The following is a 21,543-nucleotide window of genomic DNA, read 5'->3' as shown; positions in this document are numbered from 1 at the left end:
ATGTTCCGTGCGTCACAGACACGGCCCTTACGAGCCGACAGTAGTCGACCCCGTTCGCGACTCGGAAGTAACCGCAGGTAGGGCGGGCTTCGGCAGTCCCCCTACCCCGGGTTACCCCCCACCTCTAGGGTGGCCGCATGGGTGGCAGCGCGCGTGGCAGGAAAAATCGCACACGGATCCACGTCGTCAGCGACGTGCACGGCAACACCGAGGCCCTCGCCAGGGCGGGGGAGGGCGCCGACGCCCTGATCTGCCTCGGCGACCTCGTCCTCTTCCTCGACTACGCCGACCACTCGCGCGGGATCTTCCCCGACCTCTTCGGCGTCGCCAACGCCGACCGGATCGTCGAACTGCGCACCGCCCGCCGGTTCGCCGAAGCACACGCGTTCGGCCGGGAGCTGTGGGCCGGCATGGACCGGGACCGGATGATCGAGGGCGCGGTACGCCGCCAGTACGCGGAGATGTTCGCCGCCTTCCCCACCCCCACGTACGCCACCTACGGCAACGTCGACATCCCGGGACTGTGGCCCGAGTACGCCGACCGCCACGGCATCACCGTCCTCGACGGGCAGCGGGCCGAGATCGGCGGCCGCGTCTTCGGCTTCGTCGGCGGCGGACTGCCCTCGCCGATGCGCACCCCGTACGAGGTGGACGTCGAGGAGTACGCGGCCAAGGTGGAGGCGCTCGGCGAGGTCGACGTACTGTGCTCGCACATCCCGCCGGAGGTGCCGGAGCTCTGCTACGACACCGTGGCACGGCGCTTCGAACGGGGCAGCGAGGCACTGCTCGCCGCGATCCGGCGGACCCGGCCCCGGTACGCCCTCTTCGGGCACGTGCACCAGCCCCTGACGCGCCGGATGCGGATCGGGAACACCGAGTGCGTGAACGTGGGGCACTTCGCGGCGACCGGAAGGCCATGGGCCCTGGAGTGGTGACCACCGCACGCACGGTAGCCTTCGAGCGGCGGCCCGAGGCCGCACAATTCCTCGAACACTCCCCGGAGGAGCCACCGCGATGGCGGAACACACCAGCTCAAGCATCACGATCGACGCCGCCCCGGCCGACGTGATGGCCGTGATCGCCGACTTCGCCCGCTACCCCGAGTGGACCGGCGAGGTGAAGGAGGCCGAGGTGCTGGCCGCCGACGCCGAAGGCCGCGCCGAGAAGGTCCGCCTGCTGCTCGACGCGGGCGCGATCAAGGACGACCACGTCCTCGGCTACACCTGGACCGGCGCGGACGAGGTCAGCTGGACCCTCGTGAAGTCCCAGATGCTGCGTCAGCTGGACGGCTCGTACCGGCTCGCCCCCGTGGACGGCGGCAAGCGGACCGAGGTCACCTACCAGCTGACGGTGGACGTCAAGATCCCCATGCTGGGCATGATCAAGCGCAAGGCGGAGAAGGTCATCATCGACCGGGCGCTGGCGGGCCTGAAGAAGCGCGTCGAGTCCTCCTGACCCGGCCCCTGCGGGGTCGCCCGCCGGTTCTCGGGTGCGGCGCCGCTGTCGGGGGCGCTGTCCCCGAACCCCCGCGCCTCAAACGCCGGCGGGGCTGGTTTGGGCCCGGGCGGGCGGAAAGATCCAGCCCCTCCGGCGTTTGGGGAGCGGGGTCCGGGGCGGAGCCCCGGTCTTTGAGCCGCTGCCCCGCCGTCGATCGAGGCGCGGGCCGGGGCGGTGCCCGGGAGCCCCGCGCAGCGGTACAGCCACCACCGAGTCGGAGCGCAATGCACACCCTGCTGATCACCGGCCCCGGCGGCGCCGGGCGGAGCACCGTGGCCGCGGCCACCGCCCTCGCCGCGGCACGCGCAGGACGCCGGGTGCTGCTGCTCACTGACGCCCCCCACCCGCCGGAGGGCGAACGGCTGCGCGTGGCCCGCGTCGACTCCGGCCAGGAGTTCCGCGACGAGTTCGTCGCCCTGCAGGAGCGCGGATCCGCGGTGCTCGGCATGGTCGGGGCCCGCCCCCTCTCCGCCGAGGAGCTCACCGAGCTGCCCGGCGCCGAGGAGTTCGCCCTGCTCCGCGCCATCCGCCGGGCCGCCACCGCACCCGGCACCGACCTCGTCGTCGTCGACCTGCCCCCGCTGCACCGGGCCGTCGCCACCCTCTCCCTCCCCGCCCAGCTGCGCCGCTACCTCACCCGGCTGCTCCCCGCCGAGCGCCAGGCCGCCCGCGCCCTGCGCCCCGTACTCGCCCAGCTCGCCGGTGTGCCCATGCCCGCGCAGTGGCTCTACGAGACCGCCGCCCGCTGGGACGAGGAGCTCGCCGCCGTACAGGCCGTCGTCGAGGCCGACACCACCGGGATACGGCTCGTCGCCGAGCCGGGACCGGCCGCCGCCGACGCGCTGCGCCTCGGCCGGCTCGGGCTCGCCCTCCAGCAGCTGCCCGTCTCCGCGGTCGTCGCCAACCGGCTCCTCCCGCAGGGCTCCGGCGACCCCTGGCTCGCCGGCCTCGCCGCCCAGCAGGAGAAGTACACCGCCGAGTGGGCCGCCGAGCTCCCCGTCATCCCGCTCGCCCACCTCGGCCGGGACCCGCGCGGCCCCCAGGACCTGGCCCTCCTGGCCGCGGCGGAAGGGCTCGTGCCCGAGCCGCCCGCACCCCGCCCCCGCTGGGCCGTCGAGGACCGCCGCGCCGAGGACGGGGTGCTCGTCTGGGAGGTGCCGCTGCCCGGCGCCCGCAAGAGCGAGCTCGACCTGATCCGCCGCGGCGACGAGCTCCTGCTCACCGCGGGCCCGTACCGCAGGATCGTCCCGCTCCCCTCGGTCCTGCGCCGCTGCTCCGTCTCCGGCGCCGCACTCGCCGACGGCGTGCTCCGCATCCGGTTCACGCCGGATCCGGGCCTGTGGCCCCGTACGTCCTGAACCGCGTACGCCCATTCGGGTAAGGTCGAAAGAGGCCGCACCGAACGCCCCGCAAGGAGAACCCGCGATGAGCGAGGCCACCGACCGTCCCGCCGACGACGACGCCTGGGCCAAGGCCTGCGCCGAGGACCTCGCCGCCGAGAAGGAGCGCCTGCGCGGCCAGGGACAGGCGGGCACCGGGACCACCGGGACCGCCGCCGAGGAACTGTTCAAGCTCTTCGAAGCCGTCGCGGACAAGGTCTCCGGGCTGAACAACCCCCTCTTCGGCGCCGCGGCACAAGGCGCGGTGCGCCAGTTCGTCGACCAGGCCAAGACCGCGGCCAAGCCCGTCATCGAACGCAACCCCCAGGTCTTCGACCACCTCGCGGCCGCCGGGTCCGAGCTGCTCGCGGCCTACCGCTCCGCCGTCGAGGGCCACGAGCGCCGCTGGACGCGCGACGAGCCCCCGGCCCCCCGCAAGGGCTCCCACGACCGCGACCCCCGCGACGAGGGCCCCGACGCAGGCCCCGGCGAGCGGATCGATCTCGACTGAACCCCATGCGCGCTCGGGTACGGTTGGCCCTGGCGGGGTTTGACCGGAAACCGAGGGACTAATGGGACTCACCATCGGCGTCGACATCGGCGGCACGAAGATCGCGGCCGGCGTGGTCGACGAAGAGGGCACCATCCTTGAGACGTACAAGGTGCCCACCCCGCCGACCGCGGACGGAGTCACGGAGGCCATCTGCGCCGCCGTCTCCGAGGTCAGCAGCAACCACACCATCGAGGCCGTGGGCATCGGCGCCGCCGGATACGTGGACGACAAGCGCGCCACCGTCCTCTTCGCGCCGAACATCAACTGGCGCCACGAGCCGCTCAAGGACAAGGTCGAGCAGCGCATCGGCCTCCCCGTCGTCGTCGAGAACGACGCGAACTGCGCGGCCTGGGGCGAGTACCGCTTCGGCGCCGGCAAGGGCCACGAGGACGTCATCTGCATCACGCTCGGCACCGGCCTGGGCGGCGGCATCATCATCGGCAACAAGCTGCGGCGCGGCCGCTTCGGCGTCGCCGCCGAGTTCGGGCACATCCGGGTCGTCCCGGACGGCCTGCTGTGCGGCTGCGGCAGCCAGGGCTGCTGGGAGCAGTACGCCTCCGGGCGCGCGCTCGTCCGGTACGCGAAGCAGCGCGCCAACGCCACCCCCGAGAACGCGGCGATCCTCCTCGGGCTCGGCGACGGCACCGCCGAGGGCATCGAGGGCAGGCACATCAGCGAAGCCGCCCGCCAGGGCGACCTGGTGGCCATCGACGCCTTCCGCGAACTGGCCCGCTGGGCCGGAGCCGGGCTGGCCGACCTGGCCTCCCTCTTCGACCCGTCGGCGTTCATCGTCGGCGGCGGGGTCTCCGACGAGGGCGACCTCGTCCTCGACCCGATCCGCAAGTCCTTCAAGCGCTGGCTGGTCGGCGGCGCCTGGCGCCCGCACGCACAGGTGCTGGCCGCGCAGCTCGGAGGCAAGGCCGGGCTCGTCGGCGCGGCGGACCTGGCCCGCCAGGGCTGACCCTCCGGCGCCATTCCTCCCGGCCCGCCCGCCGCGCCCCTTGGGGGAGCGGCGGGCGGCCGCATATCTTGCGGGCATGGACCAGTTGCTGCCCTCGCTGCCGAAGTCCCGTACGGAGCCCGACGGTTCTGCCGTGATCCGGGTACTCAGCTACAACATCCGCTCGCTGCGCGACGACGAGGACGCGCTGGCCAGGGTCATCCGGGCGTGCGAGCCGGACCTGGTCCTCATCCAGGAGGCGCCGCTGTTCTTCCGGTGGCGCAAGCACGCGGCGCGGCTCGCCGCGAAATCCGACCTGGTGGTGCTGAGCGGCGGCGCGACGGCGGCCGGACCGCTGCTGCTGTGCTCGCTGCGGGCTTCCGTGGAGCGCACCGAGGACGTACTGCTGCCGCTGACCCCCGGCCTGCACCGGCGGGGCCTCGCCACGGCCGTGGTCCGCTTCGCCGGGGTCCGGGTGGGGGTCGTCAGCACCCACCTGTCGCTCGACGCGGCCGAGCGGGCTGCGCAGGCGGACCTGCTGCTGGGCCGGGTCGCCGCGATGAACGCGGACGTGCCGTACGCGATCGTGGCCGGGGACGTGAACGAAACGCCCGGGGGCCCGGCGTTCGGGCGGCTCACGGGTGCCCTGCAGGACTGCTGGACGGTCGCGCCGTGGGGCGGTGAGCGGACCTTCCCGGCGGCCGCGCCGGACCGGCGGATCGACGCGGTGTTCGCCTCGCGGGGGGTGGAGGTGCTGGCCTGCGGTGTCCCTGCGGGGCTGCCGGGGATCTCCTCCGCGGACCTCCGCGCGGCGACGGACCACCTCCCGGTCCTGGCGGCCCTCCGCCTCCCGGCTGCGCCGTAGCCCGAGTGCCGGGTGCGGCGCCGCTGCCGGGGGCGCTGCCCGCGGGGCGAATCCAGCCTCGCCGGCGTTTGAGGCGCGGGGTCTGGGGCGGAGCCCCAGGACGGGTCCGGGCAGCGCCCGGGGAACGGTGGAAGGGCGGGTGGGGGACCAGCCCCGCGCAGCGGCCACCACCCGCGGACAACCCACCGGCCCGGCCAAGGACGGCACCCCCGCCCGACCACCGACGGCCGGAGGCCGTCGCAGCGACCCGAAGCCGGGGAGGCGCCCCGGCGCCGAGCCGCGCGAGGGGCGCGTGAAGGAGGCGAGGCGCCCCGGCGCCGAGCGGCGCGAGGGGCGCGGGGAAAAGGTCAGACCACGGCCCCGCGCCCGGGATCGTCGTCATCGTCATCGCCCTGCGCCATCCTCGCGACCAGCGTCGCGAAGCCGCCCAGGAAGCCGCCGATGCCCAGGGTGGTCAGCCACCAGGTCATCTCCCACTGCAGCAGCACCGCCAGGAGCAGCAGCACCGGCCCGCCGACGACCGCCAGCCAGGCGAACTTCGACGTGGTGTCCGCCTCCGGCAGCTCCGGCTCGGGCTGCACGAAGTGGCCCTCGTCCTCGTCCTTGGGCTCCGCCAGGGAGTGGTCCCGGGGACCGACCATGCCGACGCCCGGAGCGAAGACCACCGAGCTGCCCAGGGACGGCGGCGACGGCGCAGCCGGCCCCTCCGGCCCGGCCCCGTCGGCGTCGGCCTCGGCGTCGGCCTCCGCCCCGGCCCCGGCCTCCACCTCCCCGTCGGCGCCCGCCTCCGGCGGCAACGGCTTCACGTCCTCCTCCGGCAGCAGCAGGTTCTCGATCGGCCGGAACGGTCTGGCCCCCGGCGGGTCCGGCGGTTCCTGCCCGTACCCGGCGACGATCGCCGCCCAGGCCGCTTCCTCGTCCAGCGGCGGAACTCCGCCCGACTGCTCCTCGTGCTCAGCCACCCGCCTCCGCCCCCTCCCTGCCCACGCTCTCCGCCAGCCGGCCGACGAACGCAAAACTGTCCGCGAAGATCCGCTCCGCGTCATGGTCCAACGTCGCGACGTGGTAGCTCTGTTCCAGCAGCGTCTCGGTGACGTCCGTCGACGAGATCCGCGCCAGGATCCGCGCCGAGTCGACGGGCGGTACGACGTGGTCCTGCGGGCTGTGCAGCAGCAGTACCGGCTGTGTCACCTGCGGCAGGTCGGCGTCCACCAGCTGGAAGAGCTTCCGCAGCGAGTCCGCGGCCCGGGTCGGGACCCGGTCGTAGCCGACCTCCTCCGACCCCGGCTTCGCGATGTCGCTGGCGATGCCCGGCGTCGACCGGATGAAGTGCTTGGCGACGGGAAGGGCGAAGGCCAGCGGGTCGTGCACCTTGTTCGCCGGGTTGACGAGGACGAGGCCGCGGATCGCGTCCCCGTGCTTCGCGGCCAGCCGCAGCGTGAGCGCGCCGCCCATCGAGAGCCCGAAGACGAACACCTGCTCGCAGCGGTCCAGCAGCTCCTGCAGCGCCCGGTCGACCTCCGCGTACCAGTCCTGCCAGCCCGTGAGCTGCATGTCCTGCCAGCGCGTCCCGTGCCCGGGCAGCAGCGGCAGCGACACCGTGAGGCCCTTCCCGGCGAGATAGTCGGCCCAGGGGCGCATCGACTGCGGGGAACCGGTGAAGCCGTGGCAGAGAAGGACGCCGACCTCTCCGCCCTCGTGGCGGAACGGCTCGGCTCCAGGGAGGACGGGCACCAGGGTCTCCTTGATCATGATGTACATCAGGTGGGTGCGTTGCTCTGTGTGACTTCACCGTACGCGACCGGACTGGTACCGACCAGGGCCGTCGGGCCCCTGCCGGGGGAGCCAGGGGATAAGGTCTGTTCGACAGACACAGGAAGGCTTTCGAGTTGATCTACGGCGCAATGAAGTTCTCGATCGGCGGGTCCCTGAAGCTCGCTTTCAGGCCGTGGGTGGAGGGCCTGGAGAACATCCCCGCCGAGGGGCCGGCGATCCTTGCGAGCAACCACCTGTCCTTCTCGGACTCCTTCTTCCTGCCGGCCGTGCTGGACCGCAAGGTCACCTTCATCGCGAAGGCCGAGTACTTCACCTCCCCGGGCGTCAAGGGCAAGCTGACGGCCGCCTTCTTCAAGGGCGTCGGCCAGCTCCCGGTGGACCGCTCCGGTGCCCGGGGGGCCGGCGAGGCCGCCATCAAGAGCGGTATCGAGGTCATCGAACGCGGGGAGCTGTTCGGTATCTACCCCGAGGGCACGCGTTCACCCGACGGGCGCCTCTACCGCGGCAAGCCCGGCGGGCTGGCCCGGGTGGCGCTGGCCACCGGAGCGCCGGTGATCCCCGTGGCGATGATCGACACGGAGAAGATCCAGCCGCCCGGCAAGGTGGTCCCGAAGCTGATGCGCCCCGGGATCCGGATCGGCAAGCCGCTGGACTTCAGCCGCTACCAGGGCATGGACGGGGACCGCTTCATCCTCCGCTCGGTGACCGACGAGGTCATGTACGAGATCATGAAGCTCTCCGGCCAGGAGTACGTGGACATCTACGCGACGGCGGCCAAGCGGCAGATCGCCGATGCGGAGAAGGCCGAGAGGGACGCGGAGAAGGCGGCCAAGGCCGCCAAGGGCGACAGCGCGGAGTAGGACGGGCGGCGGTACCGCCCGCGGGAGCGGGAATCGGGGGCGGGGGAAATGGCGAAACGCGAACGTGTCGTGCGCATGTCGGTCGAGCAGCCGCTCTGGCGGGCGCTGACGGGCTACCGGCTGCTGACCATGGTCTACGCGGTGGTGCTGTTCGCCTCCGCGTACAAGGGGTTCGACCGGCCCGGGGTCGCGATCGGCTACCTCGCCGTCCTCGCCGTCTGGACCCTGGCCACCTCCTCGAAGGTGGCCACCGCCGCCAGCTGCACCAAGCGCTTCCTCTGCGCCGACCTCACCGTCGCCATCGCGGGGATCCTGCTCACCCCGGTCGCCGACACCCACGCGCGGATCACCGCGGGCGGGCCCACCCTCCCCAGCATCTGGACCGCAGGCTCGGTCCTCGCCTTCGCCCTCAAGGGCGGCTGGCGCTGGGCCGGCTTCGCCTCCACCTTCGTGGCCGCCGCCAACCTCGTCATCCACGGCGGCGACCCCAGCCGCGACACCCTGCACAACGTCCTGCTCGTCTGGGTCGCCTCCATCGCCATCGGCTACGTCGTCGAGGTCGCCCGGGCCAGCGAGGCCACCCTGGCCCGCGCCCTGGAGATCGAGGCCGCCACCCGCGAACGCGAGCGCCTCGCCCGCGACATCCACGACGGGGTCCTCCAGGTCCTCGCCATGGTCCAGCGGCGCGGCACCGAACTGGGCGGCGAGGCCGCCGAGCTCGGCCGGATGGCGGGCGAGCAGGAGGTGGCCCTGCGCACCCTGGTCTCCAGCGGGCTGGTGCACCCCTCCCGGATCTCCCGCGACGAGTCGCTGGGCGCGCTGGTGGACTCGTACGAGGTGGAGGAGCCCGGCGCCGACGAGGGCGAGATCGATCTGCGCACCCTCCTCGCCCCGCACGCCGGGTCCCGGGTGAGCTTCGCCGAGCCGGGCACCCCGGTGCAGCTGCCGGTGCCCGCCGCGAAGGAACTGGCCGCGGCCGTCGGCGCCGCCCTCGACAACGTGCGCAAGCACGCCGGGGAGGGCGCCAGCGCCTGGATCCTGGTCGAGGACTGGGGCGACGAGGTGATCGTCACGGTCCGCGACGACGGCCCGGGCATCCCGGCGGGCCGGCTCGACCAGGCCGAGGGAGAGGGGCGGATGGGCGTCGCCCTGTCCATCCGCGGCCGGCTGCGTGACCTCGGCGGCAGCGCCGAGCTGGTGTCCGTCCCCGGACAGGGCACCGAAGTGGAACTGAAAGTACCCAGGGGGAGGACGGACAAGCGATGACCGAGCCGCACGAGATCAAGGTGATGGTCGTCGACGACCACCCGATGTGGCGGGACGCGGTCGCCCGCGACCTCGCCGCCGCGGGCTTCGACGTGGTGGCCACCGCGGGCGACGGCCCCGAGGCGGTCCGCCGCGCCCGCGCCGTCACCCCGCACGTCCTGGTCCTCGACCTCAACCTGCCCGGCATGCCCGGCGTCCAGGTCTGCAAGGAACTCGTCGGCGCCAACCCGGCGCTGCGGGTCCTCGTCCTGTCGGCGAGCGGCGAGCACGCGGACGTCCTGGAGGCGGTGAAGTCCGGCGCGACGGGATACCTGCTGAAGTCCGCCGGCGCCCAGGAGCTGATCGATGCCGTCCGCCGCACGGCCGCCGGCGACCCGGTCTTCACCCCGGGCCTGGCCGGACTGGTGCTCGGCGAGTACCGCCGCCTGGCCACCGACCCCGCACCGACCGCCTCCGACGAGCCGAAGGCCCCGCAGCTGACCGACCGGGAGACCGAGGTGCTGCGACTGGTGGCCAAGGGGCTGTCGTACAAGCAGATCGCGGAACGGCTGGTCATCTCCCACCGCACGGTGCAGAACCACGTCCAGAACACCCTGGGCAAGCTCCAGTTGCACAACCGGGTGGAACTCGTCCGCTACGCCATCGAGCGCGGCCTCGACGACGCCTGACCCCGGCGGAGCGCGGTCGAACATCGCACTTACTTCCCCGAACTCCCCGTACGAGTGAACGGGCGTACGCAACGCCCCGCGATTCCACCGGAATTGACCCCTCCACCCCCCTTGCTGTGACCTGCGTCACCACTAGCGTGACCGTCATGGCGAAGGGAGAGGCAATGAAGGTCGGAGTGCTGACCGGTGGCGGCGACTGCCCCGGGCTCAACGCGGTGATCCGGGGCGTCGTCCGCAAGGGCGACCAGGAGTACGGCTACGGGTTCATCGGATTCAAGGACGGCTGGCGGGGTGCCGTCGAGGGGGCCACCGTCCCCCTCGACATCCCCGCCGTCCGCGGCATCCTGCCCCGCGGCGGCACCATCCTCGGCTCCTCCCGCACCAACCCGTTCAAGGTGGAGGACGGGGTGCGGCGCATCAAGGAGAACCTCGCCAAGTACGAGGTCGACGCGCTCATCGCGATCGGCGGCGAGGACACCCTCGGCGTCGCCGCCAAGCTGTACGAGGAGTACGGCATCCCCTGCGTCGGCGTGCCGAAGACCATCGACAACGACCTGTCGGCGACGGACTACACCTTCGGCTTCGACACCGCCGTCGGCATCGCGACCGAGGCCATCGACCGGCTCCACACCACGGCCGAGTCGCACATGCGGGTCCTGGTCGTCGAGGTCATGGGCCGGCACGCCGGCTGGATCGCCCTGCACTCGGGCCTCGCGGGCGGAGCCAACGTCATCCTGATCCCCGAACAGCGCTTCGACATGGACCAGGTGTGCGCCTGGGTGACCTCCCGGTTCACGGCGAGCTACGCCCCCATCGTGGTCGTCGCCGAGGGCGCCATGCCCAAGGACGGGGACATGGTGCTGAAGGACTCCACCAAGGACTCCTTCGGGCACGTCCGGCTCTCGGGCGTGGGCGAGTGGCTCGCGAAGGAGATCGAGGCGCGGACCGGCAAGGAGGCCCGTACGACGGTGCTCGGCCACATCCAGCGCGGCGGCACGCCGAGCGCCTTCGACCGCTGGCTGGCGACCCGGTTCGGGCTGCACGCGATCGACGCGGTGCGCGACGGGGACTTCGGCAAGATGGTCGCGCTCAAGGGGACGGACATCGTCCGGGTCCCGATCGCCGAGGCCACGGCGAAGCTGAAGACGGTGGACCCGGCGCTGTACAAGGAAGTCGGGGTCTTCTTCGGCTGATCCGAGGGTCGGACCGCACCCGCGAGCCATGGGTCGTATCGTGACGAACGACCCATGGCCCTGATGTGTCCGACGTACGGGAGCGAGCGTGGAGATCCTGGCATTCGGTGTGACCGCCGACGAGGAACCGCTCCTGGAGCGGGCCTTCGCGGATCGGCACGAGATCCGCTGCCTCGACGTCTTCCTGAGCGAGGACACGGCGCCGATCGCGGCCGGGTACGAGGTCGTCTCCTCCAGCGTGAACGCCGACCTGGGCGGCCGGGTGCTGCGGATCCTGGCCGCGGGCGGGACGAAGATGATCGCCCAGCGGTCCACCGGCTTCAACAACATCGACCTGGACGAGGCCCGCAGGCTGGGCATGACCGTCAGCCGGGTCTCCTCCTACTCGCCCTACTCGGTGGCCGAGTTCGCCTGGACCCTCGCGATGGCCGTCAACCGGCGGATCGTCAGGGCCTCCAACCGCACCCGGGACTTCGACTTCCGCCTGAACGGGCTGATGGGCCGCGACATGCACGGCCGCACGGTCGGTGTCCTCGGCACCGGAAGGATCGGCGAGGCCTTCACCCGGATCGCGCACGGCTTCGGCATGAACCTGCTGGGCTGGGACGTGGCGCGGAACGAGGCCTGCCTGGAGCTGGGCATGAAGTACGTGGAGAAGGAGGAGCTGTTCGCCTCCTCGGACCTCATCAGCCTGCACGTGCCGCTGCTGGAGGCCACGCACCACATCGTCGACGCGGCGGCGCTGGGGCTGATGAGGGACGACGTGATCCTGGTGAACTCCAGCCGGGGCGGGCTCATCGACACGGACGCACTGGTCGCGGAACTGCGGGCGGGACGGTTCACGGGGGTGGGCCTCGACGTGTACGAGGCCGAGGCCGGGGTGTTCTTCACGGACAAGTCCCTGGAGGCGGTGGAGGACGACACCCTGGCCCGGCTCGTCACCTTCCCGAACGTGGTGGTGACCTCGCACCAGGCGTATTACACGGCGGACGCGGTGGGGCAGATCATCGAGGCGACGGTCTCCAACGTGGCGGATTTCCTCGCGGGGCGGCGCTCGGAGAACACCCTGGTCCCCTCCTGACGCGCACGGTCCGGGGCGGGGTGCCGCTGCGCGGGCTGGGTCCCCTACCCTCCCCCAGACTCCGTCCGGGGGGACCCCCTCTTTCACCGTTTCCCGGGGCTCAGACGCCGGCGAGGCTGGATCTTTCAGCCCCTCCGGCGTTTGAGGAGCGGGGTCCGGGGCGGAGCCCCGGTTCGGGAAGGGGCGGGGTGGGGGAGAGGCCCCGCGCAGCGGACCCCGGCTACGCGGAGGCGCCCGCCCGCACGCCCTCCACCAGCTCGCGCAGCAGCTCCGCGCCCCGCAGGGTGAGCACCGACTCCGGGTGGAACTGGACCCCCGCGAAGCCACCCTCCGCGGAGCGCAGCGCGTGGACCTCGCCCGTCGCCGGGTCACGGGAGACCTCGACCCCCACCGGCTCGCAGCCCTCGGCGCAGTGCGCGGTGTACGTGTTGTAGAAGCCCACCACCTCCTGCGCCCCGAACAGATCGATCCGCGTCTGCGCCCCCTGCGCCGGCTCCGCCTTGCGGATCAGCGGGAGTCCGAGCTCCGCCGCCAGCAGCTCGTGCCCCAGGCAGACCCCGAGCAGCCCGCCCCGGTGCGAGGCGAGGAGTTCCGCGGTCAGCGCGCGCAGCATCCGCATCTTCGGGTCGGCGGAATCGGCCGGGTTTCCCGGGCCGGGGCCCAGCACGATCGGGCCGTCCCAGGCCAGGGCCGCCGCACGCAGCCCCGGGTCGTCGTAGCGGCGTACGGTCACCTCCAGCCCGGCCACCCGCAGGACGTGGGCCAGCATCGCCGTGAAGGTGTCCTCGCCGTCGACCACCAGCGCGTGCCCGGACGGCGCGGAGGGCTCCTGCATCCGAAGCCAGAACGGGGCCAGGTCCGCCCGCCGCGCGGAGAGCGCGGCCTGCACCCGGGGGTCCTCCGCCAGCCGCGCCCCCTCGAAGGCCGGGCGGGGCGCCGCCGGCCGGACCCCGAGCGCCGCCAGTACCCCGGCGGCCTTCGCGTGGGTCTCCGCGACCTCGCCCGCCGGGTCGGAGTGCCGGACGAGGGTGGCTCCGACCGGCACGCGCAGCACGCCGTCCGCGGCGATGTCGGCGGTGCGGATCAGGATGGGGGAGTCGAGCGTCTGGGTCCCGGCCGCGTCCACGCCCAGCAGGGCCAGCGCGCCCGCGTAGTAGCCGCGGCCACCGGCCTCGTACCGCTCGATCACCCGGCAGGCGTTCTGCACCGGCGAGCCGGTCACCGTCGCCGCGAACATCGTCTCGCGCAGCACCTCCCGCACGTCCAGGGAGGAGCGCCCGCGCAGCTCGTACTCGGTGTGCGCGAGGTGCGACATCTCCTTCAGGCGCGGTCCGACCACGACACCGCCGCGGTCGCCGACCGTGCACATCATCTTGAGCTCCTCGTCGACCACCATCGACAGCTCCTCGGTCTCCTTGCGGTCGCCGAGGAAGGAGAGGAGGGACTCCACGGTGGGGCCGCCGGCCGGATGGCGGTACGTCCCGCTGATCGGGTTCATCACGACCGTGCCGCCGGACATCCGTACGTGGACTTCGGGGCTGGCGCCCACCAGGGTCCGCTCCCCAGTGTGGACCACGTACGTCCAGTACGCGCCCCGCTCGCCCTCCAGCAGCCGCCGGAACAGGGCGAGGGCGTCGGCCCGGCCGAAGCCCTCGATCCGGCCCTCGAAGGTGCGCCGGATGACGAAGTTCGCGCCCTCCCCGCGGCCGATCTCGTCCTCGATGACCCGCGAGACCGTGGCCGCGTACTCCTCGTCGGGGACGTCGAAGGCGCCGCCGTCGACGCGTACGGCGTGCGCGGGCAGCGCCGCCAGCGCCTCGGCGAGCGGGATCTCGTACGCCTCCTCGGCCACGAGCACGCTCAGCGGCGTGCCGTCGTCGCGCACGTCGAACCCGCGCTCCCGGATCTGCCGGAAGGGGACCAGGGCGAGGGTGGGCAGTTCCCGCACGGGCAGGTCGGCGAGGCGCTCGGCCTCGTGGACCGGGCCCAGCAGCACCTCGACGGTGTCGTGGTCACGGCCGGGGGTGCGCCGGCGCAGCAGGGCGAAAGGGGGGCAGGAGTCGTCGAGCAGGCGACTGAGTGCCAGGGACATGGGCGGGTCGTCCTTCCGGTGGGAGGAGCGGCCCGCGTCCCCGTGGAAACACGGAAGGCCGCCCCTCGGGGCGGCCTTCGCGTTGGTAGCGTCTTTTACGTACGCGCGAGAAGTGGGCCGCCGGGAGCGGTCCACCACCAGTTCTGGTTCGAGTGCGCGTACATGCTGCGCACCTTAGCCCAGATCGGCCTCCGAGCGCTGTATCCGTCTCATGACGCGGTATGAACCATGGATTCCGTATTTTTGGGCTCCGTCAACCTTCGAGCCACTTGCGTCTCACTAGGTGGTCGCAAGGCTGGACGTGACGAATGACGACGTAATGTTTACGAGGTGACCGTGAACGCTGAAACCCAAGCCCCCGCCGCCAAGGCGACCTGGCGAGACCTTCCCGCGGCGCAGCAGCCTTCGTACCCCGATGCCGAGGCTCTGCGCGCTGTCGTCGCGGACCTCGAGTCGTATCCCCCGCTCGTCTTCGCGGGCGAGTGTGACCAGCTGCGCGCCCGACTGGGAGCCGTCGCCAAGGGCGAGGCGTTCCTGCTCCAGGGCGGCGACTGTGCCGAGGCCTTCGATGCCGTGTCCGCCGACCACATCCGCGCCAAGCTGAAGACGCTGCTCCAGATGAGCGCCGTCCTGACGTACGCGGCCTCCGTGCCCGTCGTGAAGGTCGGCCGCATCGCGGGCCAGTACTCCAAGCCGCGCTCCAAGGACACCGAGACCCGCGACGGCGTCACCCTGCCGACCTACCGCGGCGACTCCGTCAACGGCTTCGCCTTCACCGAAGAGGCCCGGATCCCGGACCCCGAGCGGCTGAAGCGCATGTACCACGCGTCGGCCTCGACGCTGAACCTGGTGCGCGCCTTCACCACCGGTGGCTACGCCGACCTGCGCCAGGTGCACGCCTGGAACCAGGACTTCGTGAAGTCCTCCCCGTCCGGGCAGCGCTACGAGCAGCTGGCGCGGGAGATCGACAACGCGCTGAACTTCATGAAGGCCTGTGGCACCGACCCGGCCGAGTTCAAGGCCGTCGAGTTCTACGCCTCCCACGAGGCGCTGCTGCTCGACTACGAGGGCGCGCTGACCCGTACGGACTCCCGCACCGGCAAGCTGTACGACACCTCGGGCCACATGGTCTGGATCGGTGAGCGCACCCGCCAGCTGGACCACGCGCACATCGAGTTCTGCTCGCAGATCGCCAACCCGATCGGCATCAAGCTCGGCCCGACCACCACGGTGGACGAGGCGCTGACCTACATCGACCGCCTGGACCCCGAGCGCGAGCCGGGCCGGCTGACCTTCGTCGTCCGCATGGGCGCCGACAAGGTCCGCGACAAGCTCCCCGAGCTCGTCGAGAAGGTCACCGCGTCCGGTGCGACCGTCGCCTGGGTCACCGACCCGATGCACGGCAACACCTTCGAGGCGGCCTCCGGCCACAAGACGCGCCGTTTCGACGACGTGCTCGACGAGGTCAAGGGCTTCTTCGAGGTCCACAAGGGCCTCGGCACCCACCCGGGCGGCATCCACGTCGAGCTCACCGGTGACGACGTCACCGAGTGCGTGGGCGGCGGCGACGAGATCTTCGTCGACGACCTGCACCAGCGCTACGAGACGGCCTGCGACCCGCGGCTCAACCGCAGCCAGTCCCTGGACCTGGCGTTCCTGGTCGCAGAGATGTACCGCGACCAGTAGACAGCAGCCTGTGACGACGGGGCGCGGATCGATGTGATCCGCGCCCCATCCTCGTATCCGGGTCTTTTAGGGAACCCTAACTTTGGGTACGGTTAGGTAAGCCTCACCGATCTAGGGGATGGCTCGCCGAACCATTCCGCCCAGGGAGGTGAACCGCGTGTACGTCTGCTCGTGTTTCGGGATCACCGACAAGCAGGTCAGGGACCACGCGGCTGCCGGGTCCTGCACCCCGCGCCAGATCGCCTCGGCCACCAAGGCCGGCACCGACTGCGGATCCTGCGTGCGCACCATCCAGGGCATACTCGGCCGCGGCGCGTGCCCGCGTCGCGAGCAGCTGGAGAAGGGCAACGCCGCGGCCGTCCTCGCCGCGGACCCGGAGCTGACGGCGGTGGCCGCGTCCGTTCCCGCGGTCGTTCCCGCGCCCGTGCCGCACCTCGCTGAAGCGGCCTGAGCCTCCCGCAGTCCCGGAGCTTCCGGAGAGGTCAGCTCGGCTGCTCGATCAGCTGGGCGATGTACAGCGGCTCTCCCAGGGACTCGATGAGCTCCAGCTGGGTGTCGAGGTAGTCGATGTGGTGCTCCTCGTCCTCCAGGATCTCCTCGAAGAGCCGCGCCGAGGTGATGTCGCCCTTGCCGCGCATGACCTCGATGCCCCGCTTGAGCCGGTCGATGGCCTCGACCTCGACCTGGCGGTCCGCCTGGAACATCTCCGTGATCGTCTGGCCGACGCGTACGTGGAAGAGGCGCTGGTAGTTCGGCAGACCGTCCAGCATCAGGATGCGTTCGGTGATCTTGTCCGCGTGCTTCATCTCGTCGATGGACTCTTCACGCGTGTACTTGGCGAGCTTGGTCCAGCCCTTGTTGTCCTGGATGCGGTAGTGCAGCCAGTACTGGTTGATGGCCGTCAGCTCGCCGGTCAGCTGCTCGTTCAGAAACTCAAGGACCTCGGGGTCGCCCTGCATCGCAGAGGCTCCTTCCAGGCAATGTCAGCTATGTGACGGGGCAGGTGCGCGCATCCTTGCACCGCCACTGGGGGGCGTCCAGTAAGTGCCTCCTTAGTGGGAGTTGCCGTGACTTGCCCTGAAAGGGGCCTGCATTGGCCCAGACCTGGTCATGACCACCCCGCCAAGTCTGTCACCATGGAGTCATGGGTCAGCCGGAAAGCCGGGAATCTCCGGGAGCGCAGCAGCCGGAGCTCCCGCCGGGGCAGCGGCTCCAGCGGGGCTGGCCCGTCACCCACTACGGGCCCGTACCGAAGTTCAAGCCGGAGCGCTGGGAGTTCCGCGTCTTCGGGGCCACGGCCGACGGTGAGAAGCACTGCTGGAACCACGAGGAGTTCACGGCCCTGCCGTTCGAGTCGGTGGTGGCGGATCTGCACTGCGTGACGAAGTTCAGCATGCGGGGCGCCGAATGGGGCGGTGTGCTCGCCCGTACCGTGCTCGCCCTCGCCCCGCCCGCTCCGCAGGTCACGCACGTCATGGTGTGGGCCGAGTACGGCTTCAGCTCCAACTTGCGGCTGGCCGACTTTGCTTCCGACCGGACCGTCTTCGCCACCCACGAGGGCGGTGAACTGCTCACCGCCGAGCACGGGTTCCCGCTGCGGCTCGTCGTCCCGCACCTGTACGCCTGGAAGGGCCCCAAGTGGGTCCGCGGAATCGAGTACATGACCGCGGACCGCCGGGGCTTCTGGGAAGAGCGCGGCTACCACAACATCGGCGACCCCTGGCGCGAACAGCGCTACTCCTACCAGGAGGAGCCGGGGGACGGCCCGGAGCTGTAGCGGACGCCGTCGGGGATTCGCCCGATGGCGGTACTGCTCAGTGGTGGTACTGGTGGACGACCGCGTGGCCCTTGCCGCGGCCGATCATCCACTTGTTGACCGGGGTGGTGAGGACGAAGGCGATCGCGAGCGAGATCGCCAGCACGATCCAGAACAGCGCGTCCGAGAGGTGCGCGTCCATCGCGCCGGGCCACAGGGCGATCACTCCGTTGTCGATCAGTTCCATGACGGCGATCGAGAGGGTGTCGGCCGCCAGGGCCACCCGGATGGCCGTACGGAAGTCGACGCCGGCGGCGAGGATCCCGCGCAGGGTGAGCGCGTAGCCGAAGAAGAACGCCAGCACGATCGCCAGGATCATGGTGGCCACGTTGCCCCACCCGAGCGCGGTGCCGATGATCATGCCGAGCACCTCGCCGATGGCGCAGCCGGTGAGGCAGTGGAGGGTGGCCTTGGCGGCCATGGCCCAGCTGACCTTCCCGGGGGCGTGGCCGTGGTGGGCGTGCGCGTCGTGTGCGGCGTGGGTGTCGTGTCCGCTGTGCCCGCTGTGGGCTTCGTGGCCTGCGTGGGTGCCGTGCTCGGCATGGCCCTCGTGACCTGCGTGGTTGCCGTGACCCGCATGGCCGTCGTGACTCGCGTGGTTCCCGTGTCCGGCGTGGCTGCCGTGTTGCTCGTGTCCGTGGTGCTGATGGTGCTCGTGGTCTGCGTGCGTCTGCTCCATGACAACAACCCCCTCGTGGGAACGCCGGGTGGCGGTTCCGTCGATGGACAGAACCGTATACCCCCCTGGGGTATTCCTCAAGGGATCATCGGATCACCGGGTGCCGCGCAGCTCCTTCAGCAGCGCCACGTCCGCCGCGTGCCCTTCCTTGCCGCCGGGCGTCTCGATGATCAGCGGTACGCCCTCCATCGCAGGGTGCGTGCACAGCTCCGCGAAGGCCTCCCGGCCGATGTGGCCCTGGCCGATCTGCGCGTGCCGGTCCTTGTGGGCGCCGACGCCCTCCTTGGAGTCGTTCGCGTGGACCAGCTTCAGCCGGCCCTCGCCGACCGTGTCCACCAGCAGGTCGAGGGTCTGCTTGGTGCCGCCCGGCTCCGCCAGGTCGTGACCGGCCGCGAAGACGTGGCAGGTGTCCAGGCACACCCCGAGCAGCGGGTGGCGGTCGAGCGCCTCGAAGTACGGGCCGAACTCCTCGGCGGTCGAGCACAGCGAGGAACCCTGCCCCGCCGTGGACTCCAGCAGCAGGAAGGGGTCGTCCTCGTGCGTCAGCTCGTCCAGCAGCGGCAGCATGTGCTCCCTGATCTGCGCGTACGCCGCCTCGCGGGGGCGCCCGCCGGTCGCCGAGCCGGTGTGCACGACCACCCCGAGCGCACCGATCTCCCGGCCGCGGCGCAGCGAGTGGCGCAGCGACTCCACCGACTTCTCGACGGTCGCCTCGGTGTGGGAGCCGAAGTTGATCAGGTAGGGCGCGTGCACGTACGCCGGGATGGACGCTTCCGCGCACTCCGCCCGGAACCGCTCGTCCTGCGCCGGATTGCCGACCGGGGTGGCCCAGCCGCGCGGATTGGCGACGAAGACCTGGACGGCCTCGGCGCCCATCTCACGGGCATAGGTCAGCCCGACCGAGGCGAGGCCGCCCGCCACGGGGACGTGCCCGCCCACTGGATTGCGTATCACTGCGGCCTACAGCCCCTTGGTCTTGATGGTGATCGTGGTGCCCTCGGGGGCGGTCTGCCCGGCGGGTACCGACTGGGTGTCCACCGTGTTGCTGAAGGAGAGGAAGGGCCGCTCCACCTTCACCTTGAAGCCCGAGGCCTCCAGCGCCTTGCGCGCCGCGTCCACCTCCTGGCCGGTCACGCCCGGGACCGGGAGCAGGCGGGGACCCTTGGACACGGTCAGCGTGATCGTGTCACCGGCCGCCGCCTGGGCGCCCGCGCTGACCGACTGGTTGGCGACCGTACCGGCCGCAGCAGGGGAGTTGACCTGCTCGGCGGCCGTCTCGACCTTGAAGCCCAGGCCCTCCAGACTCGCCTTCGCCTGATCGGCGGGGAGCCCCACCACGCTCGGGACCGCAACCGGTCGGCCCTTGCTGACCACGAGCGCGACCGCCGTGTCGGGCGCCCGCTTCTCGCCGCCCGCCGGGTCGGTGCTGATCACCGAGCCCTGGGCGACGTCCTGACTGAAGGCCTGGGTGACGACACCGGGGGCCAGCCCGGCCTTCGTCAGCTCCTTCTTGGCCTCCTCCAGAGGGCGCTCCTTCAGATTGGGAACGGCCACGACCTGGGGGCCGCGGGAGATCGTGATCGTCACGGCGCCGTTGCCGCGGATGCGCTTGCCGCCCGGCGGGTCGGTGTTCATCACCGTCCCGCGGTCGAAGGCGTCGCTGAACCTCCGCTCCACGCCCTTCACCCCGAGCCCGGCCTCCGACAGCTGGGAGCGGGCCTCCGCCTCCGTCTTGCCGAGGAGGTTCGGGACCTTCGTGAACTGGCCGGAACTGATGTACCAGACGCCCGTGCCCAGACCGAGGGTGAGCAGGAGCCCCGCGATGACGAGGAGCACGCCGCGGCGCGGCAACCGGGAGGCGGAGGCCGCCGGCCGGTGCGTCGCCGGCGGCGGAGTCGGGGGCATCTCCAGACGGGAGGTGTGGTGCACGGGCTGCTGCGCGGACACCGGGCGCGGGATCACACCCGTACGGTCCTCGGCGGACGACCGCTCCTCGGCCCGCGCCTGCGGCGGCACGGCGTCCAGCTCGGCGTCGCCGAGCTGCGCACGGGCCTCGAGGACGATGCCGAGCAGGGCGGCGGCGTCGTGCGGACGCAGCTCGGGGTTACGGGCGGTGGCCTGGGCGACGAGCTCGTCGAGCCCGGCGGCGAGCCCGGGGACGGAGGCCGACGGAGGCGGCACGTCCTCGTGGAGGTGCTGGTACAGCACCTGGGCGGGGCTCCCGCCGGTGTGCGGCTTGGCGCCGGTCAGCATCTCGTACAGCACGACACCGCAGGCGTAGACGTCCACGCGGGTGTCGGCGACGCCGCTCTCGATCTGCTCGGGCGCCAGGTAGGAGACGGTGCCGAGGACGGAGCCGGTGGTGTTGGTGGCGGAGTCCACGGAGCGGACCAGCCCGAAGTCGGCCACCTTGACCCGGCCGTCGTCGCCGATCAGGACGTTCTCGGGCTTCATGTCGCGGTGCACGAACCCGGCCCGGTGGGCCGCGCCGAGGGCGGCGAGGACGGGCTCGAGGATGTCGAGGGCGGCCCGCGGCCGCAGCGCACCGCGCTCACGGAGCACGTCGCGCAGGGTGCAGCCGGACACGTACTCCATGGCGAGGAACACGTACGGCCCGTCCGTGCCCTGGTCGAACACGGCGACCACGTTGGGGTGCGCGAGCCGCGCCACGGACTTGGCCTCCCGGATGAACCGGTCGACGAAGGCCGCGTCGGCGGCGAGGGCCGGGTGCATCACCTTCAGCGCGAGCACGCGGTCGAGCCGGGTGTCGACGGCCCGGTAGACCGTTGCCATGCCGCCGGCCGCGATGCGGGCGTCTACGCGGTAGCGGCCGTCGAGCACGCGCCCGACGAGGGGGTCATCCAGGGTCGTATCCACCCGCCGATTCTATTGGCGACCGGAAGCGCCCCGACGGGGGCGGTCGTAGTTGCAGCGCAGCTGTGACGTGGGGGCGGGGGCGGGACCTCATCCCCTGCGACCCCCACCCGCACCCAGCGGCTGCCCACCCACCACCACGCGGGGTGAGGCGGAGCCGAACCGTCCTGTACGGCGGGGTCGAGGCGATGGCAGGGCCCGAGTCGGCCGGAATCAGAGAAGCCTTGGGGCTTTCCCGTCAGTCCCATAGTCCTTCCGTGTCGAAACGGCCTGTCAAGGGCGCTCCTCCTTCGTCGTCGCGTCGCTTCGCGACGGCCT

General features: G+C 71.9%; 22 protein-coding genes. 14 read left to right on the top strand and 8 right to left on the bottom strand.

The genetic code is table 11. The features are described from left to right. Positions 1-137: 137 nt before the first annotated feature. The 6 genes from ACIGFK_RS34975 (at position 138) to ACIGFK_RS34950 (ending at position 5,234) form a co-directional block, all read left to right on the top strand. Entirely contained in the window at positions 138-935 is a 798-nt protein-coding gene (locus ACIGFK_RS34975; RefSeq protein WP_376658794.1) for a metallophosphoesterase, read from the top strand. A 79-nt stretch (positions 936-1,014) separates the two neighbouring features. Next, entirely contained in the window at positions 1,015-1,455 is a 441-nt protein-coding gene (locus ACIGFK_RS34970) for an SRPBCC family protein (RefSeq protein WP_376658795.1), read from the top strand. A 266-nt stretch (positions 1,456-1,721) separates the two neighbouring features. Continuing rightward, the gene (locus ACIGFK_RS34965; RefSeq protein WP_400055074.1) at positions 1,722-2,855 is read left to right on the top strand and encodes an ArsA family ATPase; all 1,134 of its coding nucleotides are present in this window, start codon (positions 1,722-1,724) and stop codon (positions 2,853-2,855) included. Between the two features lie 67 nt (positions 2,856-2,922). Beyond that, complete coding sequence (locus ACIGFK_RS34960) at positions 2,923-3,387, top strand: DUF5304 domain-containing protein (protein WP_376658797.1); 465 nt, start codon at positions 2,923-2,925, stop codon at positions 3,385-3,387. Between the two features lie 61 nt (positions 3,388-3,448). Further along, on the top strand, positions 3,449-4,390 hold the full coding sequence (locus tag ACIGFK_RS34955) for an ROK family glucokinase (protein WP_376658798.1): 942 nt from the start codon (positions 3,449-3,451) through the stop codon (positions 4,388-4,390). 76 nt (positions 4,391-4,466) lie between these two features. After that, positions 4,467-5,234: an endonuclease/exonuclease/phosphatase family protein gene (locus ACIGFK_RS34950; RefSeq protein WP_400055071.1), complete on the top strand. Its 768-nt coding sequence runs from the start codon at positions 4,467-4,469 to the stop codon at positions 5,232-5,234. Positions 5,235-5,581: 347 nt separating this feature from the next. Here ACIGFK_RS34950 and ACIGFK_RS34945 read toward each other — a convergent pair whose 3' ends face one another. Both ACIGFK_RS34945 and ACIGFK_RS34940 read right to left on the bottom strand, forming a co-directional pair. Further along, positions 5,582-6,196, bottom strand: coding sequence for a hypothetical protein (locus tag ACIGFK_RS34945; protein ID WP_400055069.1), 615 nt, complete (start codon positions 6,194-6,196; stop codon positions 5,582-5,584). Beyond that, positions 6,189-6,968 carry an alpha/beta hydrolase gene (locus ACIGFK_RS34940; RefSeq protein WP_376658416.1) on the bottom strand — a complete coding sequence of 260 codons (780 nt, stop codon included), beginning with the start codon at positions 6,966-6,968 and terminating at the stop codon, positions 6,189-6,191. The genes ACIGFK_RS34945 and ACIGFK_RS34940 overlap by 8 nt, the downstream gene beginning before the upstream one ends. A 170-nt stretch (positions 6,969-7,138) precedes the next feature. On the opposite strand from ACIGFK_RS34940, the gene ACIGFK_RS34935 reads away from it, so the two are divergent. The 5 genes from ACIGFK_RS34935 (at position 7,139) to ACIGFK_RS34915 (ending at position 12,078) form a co-directional block, all read left to right on the top strand. Then, on the top strand, positions 7,139-7,870 hold the full coding sequence (locus tag ACIGFK_RS34935) for a lysophospholipid acyltransferase family protein (protein ID WP_376658415.1): 732 nt from the start codon (positions 7,139-7,141) through the stop codon (positions 7,868-7,870). A gap of 48 nt (positions 7,871-7,918) precedes the next feature. Further along, the gene (gene macS / locus ACIGFK_RS34930; protein ID WP_386473451.1) at positions 7,919-9,136 is read left to right on the top strand and encodes a MacS family sensor histidine kinase; all 1,218 of its coding nucleotides are present in this window, start codon (positions 7,919-7,921) and stop codon (positions 9,134-9,136) included. Continuing rightward, a complete protein-coding gene (locus tag ACIGFK_RS34925; protein WP_376658390.1) occupies positions 9,133-9,804 on the top strand; it encodes a response regulator in 672 nt (223 codons plus the stop codon). Before macS ends, ACIGFK_RS34925 begins: the two co-directional genes overlap by 4 nt. A gap of 164 nt (positions 9,805-9,968) precedes the next feature. Further along, positions 9,969-10,997: a 6-phosphofructokinase gene (locus ACIGFK_RS34920; RefSeq protein WP_376658414.1), complete on the top strand. Its 1,029-nt coding sequence runs from the start codon at positions 9,969-9,971 to the stop codon at positions 10,995-10,997. A gap of 88 nt (positions 10,998-11,085) precedes the next feature. Further along, on the top strand, positions 11,086-12,078 hold the full coding sequence (locus tag ACIGFK_RS34915) for a 2-hydroxyacid dehydrogenase (RefSeq protein WP_400055067.1): 993 nt from the start codon (positions 11,086-11,088) through the stop codon (positions 12,076-12,078). 220 nt (positions 12,079-12,298) lie between these two features. Here the strand turns inward: ACIGFK_RS34915 and ACIGFK_RS34910 are convergent, their stop codons facing one another. Next, a complete protein-coding gene (locus ACIGFK_RS34910) occupies positions 12,299-14,170 on the bottom strand; it encodes an anthranilate synthase family protein (protein ID WP_376658388.1) in 1,872 nt (623 codons plus the stop codon). Between the two features lie 95 nt (positions 14,171-14,265). Next, positions 14,266-14,334 (bottom strand): trp operon leader peptide, encoded by a 69-nt coding sequence (locus ACIGFK_RS34905; protein WP_202203957.1) that lies wholly within the window; start codon positions 14,332-14,334, stop codon positions 14,266-14,268. Between the two features lie 166 nt (positions 14,335-14,500). On the opposite strand from ACIGFK_RS34905, the gene ACIGFK_RS34900 reads away from it, so the two are divergent. Further along, the gene (locus tag ACIGFK_RS34900) at positions 14,501-15,856 is read left to right on the top strand and encodes a class II 3-deoxy-7-phosphoheptulonate synthase (protein ID WP_267089274.1); all 1,356 of its coding nucleotides are present in this window, start codon (positions 14,501-14,503) and stop codon (positions 15,854-15,856) included. Between the two features lie 157 nt (positions 15,857-16,013). Continuing rightward, positions 16,014-16,307, top strand: a complete 294-nt coding sequence (locus ACIGFK_RS34895; RefSeq protein ID WP_376658387.1) for a bacterioferritin-associated ferredoxin — start codon at positions 16,014-16,016, stop codon at positions 16,305-16,307. A gap of 31 nt (positions 16,308-16,338) precedes the next feature. Here the strand turns inward: ACIGFK_RS34895 and bfr are convergent, their stop codons facing one another. Continuing rightward, positions 16,339-16,815, bottom strand: a complete 477-nt coding sequence (gene bfr / locus ACIGFK_RS34890) for a bacterioferritin (RefSeq protein ID WP_030707395.1) — start codon at positions 16,813-16,815, stop codon at positions 16,339-16,341. Positions 16,816-17,000: 185 nt separating this feature from the next. On the opposite strand from bfr, the gene ACIGFK_RS34885 reads away from it, so the two are divergent. Further along, positions 17,001-17,633, top strand: a complete 633-nt coding sequence (locus ACIGFK_RS34885) for a sulfite oxidase-like oxidoreductase (protein ID WP_376658386.1) — start codon at positions 17,001-17,003, stop codon at positions 17,631-17,633. Positions 17,634-17,670: 37 nt separating this feature from the next. Here ACIGFK_RS34885 and ACIGFK_RS34880 read toward each other — a convergent pair whose 3' ends face one another. From ACIGFK_RS34880 to pknB, 3 genes are all read right to left on the bottom strand, one after another. Continuing rightward, positions 17,671-18,351 carry a DUF4396 domain-containing protein gene (locus ACIGFK_RS34880; protein WP_376658385.1) on the bottom strand — a complete coding sequence of 227 codons (681 nt, stop codon included), beginning with the start codon at positions 18,349-18,351 and terminating at the stop codon, positions 17,671-17,673. 93 nt (positions 18,352-18,444) lie between these two features. Then, on the bottom strand, positions 18,445-19,302 hold the full coding sequence (locus tag ACIGFK_RS34875) for a deoxyribonuclease IV (protein ID WP_400055113.1): 858 nt from the start codon (positions 19,300-19,302) through the stop codon (positions 18,445-18,447). Positions 19,303-19,311: 9 nt separating this feature from the next. Next, positions 19,312-21,228: a Stk1 family PASTA domain-containing Ser/Thr kinase gene (gene pknB / locus ACIGFK_RS34870; protein ID WP_376658384.1), complete on the bottom strand. Its 1,917-nt coding sequence runs from the start codon at positions 21,226-21,228 to the stop codon at positions 19,312-19,314. Positions 21,229-21,543: the final 315 nt, after the last annotated feature.

Source organism: Streptomyces sp. NPDC085524 (assembly GCF_044541755.1).
Lineage (GTDB): Bacteria > Actinomycetota > Actinomycetes > Streptomycetales > Streptomycetaceae > Streptomyces.
The sequence above is the reverse complement of the archived record's forward strand: the minus strand, read 5'-3'. Positions and strand labels throughout refer to the sequence as shown.

Coding starts and splice junctions, on each gene's coding strand:
- ACIGFK_RS34975 (WP_376658794.1), top strand. CDS start 138: ATGGGTGGCAGCGCGCGTGGCAGGAAAAATCGCACACGGATCCACGTC.
- ACIGFK_RS34970 (WP_376658795.1), top strand. CDS start 1,015: ATGGCGGAACACACCAGCTCAAGCATCACGATCGACGCCGCCCCGGCC.
- ACIGFK_RS34965 (WP_400055074.1), top strand. CDS start 1,722: ATGCACACCCTGCTGATCACCGGCCCCGGCGGCGCCGGGCGGAGCACC.
- ACIGFK_RS34960 (WP_376658797.1), top strand. CDS start 2,923: ATGAGCGAGGCCACCGACCGTCCCGCCGACGACGACGCCTGGGCCAAG.
- ACIGFK_RS34955 (WP_376658798.1), top strand. CDS start 3,449: ATGGGACTCACCATCGGCGTCGACATCGGCGGCACGAAGATCGCGGCC.
- ACIGFK_RS34950 (WP_400055071.1), top strand. CDS start 4,467: ATGGACCAGTTGCTGCCCTCGCTGCCGAAGTCCCGTACGGAGCCCGAC.
- ACIGFK_RS34935 (WP_376658415.1), top strand. CDS start 7,139: ATGAAGTTCTCGATCGGCGGGTCCCTGAAGCTCGCTTTCAGGCCGTGG.
- macS (WP_386473451.1), top strand. CDS start 7,919: ATGGCGAAACGCGAACGTGTCGTGCGCATGTCGGTCGAGCAGCCGCTC.
- ACIGFK_RS34925 (WP_376658390.1), top strand. CDS start 9,133: ATGACCGAGCCGCACGAGATCAAGGTGATGGTCGTCGACGACCACCCG.
- ACIGFK_RS34920 (WP_376658414.1), top strand. CDS start 9,969: ATGAAGGTCGGAGTGCTGACCGGTGGCGGCGACTGCCCCGGGCTCAAC.
- ACIGFK_RS34910 (WP_376658388.1), bottom strand. CDS start 14,170: ATGTCCCTGGCACTCAGTCGCCTGCTCGACGACTCCTGCCCCCCTTTC.
- bfr (WP_030707395.1), bottom strand. CDS start 16,815: ATGCAGGGCGACCCCGAGGTCCTTGAGTTTCTGAACGAGCAGCTGACC.
- ACIGFK_RS34885 (WP_376658386.1), top strand. CDS start 17,001: ATGGGTCAGCCGGAAAGCCGGGAATCTCCGGGAGCGCAGCAGCCGGAG.
- ACIGFK_RS34880 (WP_376658385.1), bottom strand. CDS start 18,351: ATGGAGCAGACGCACGCAGACCACGAGCACCATCAGCACCACGGACAC.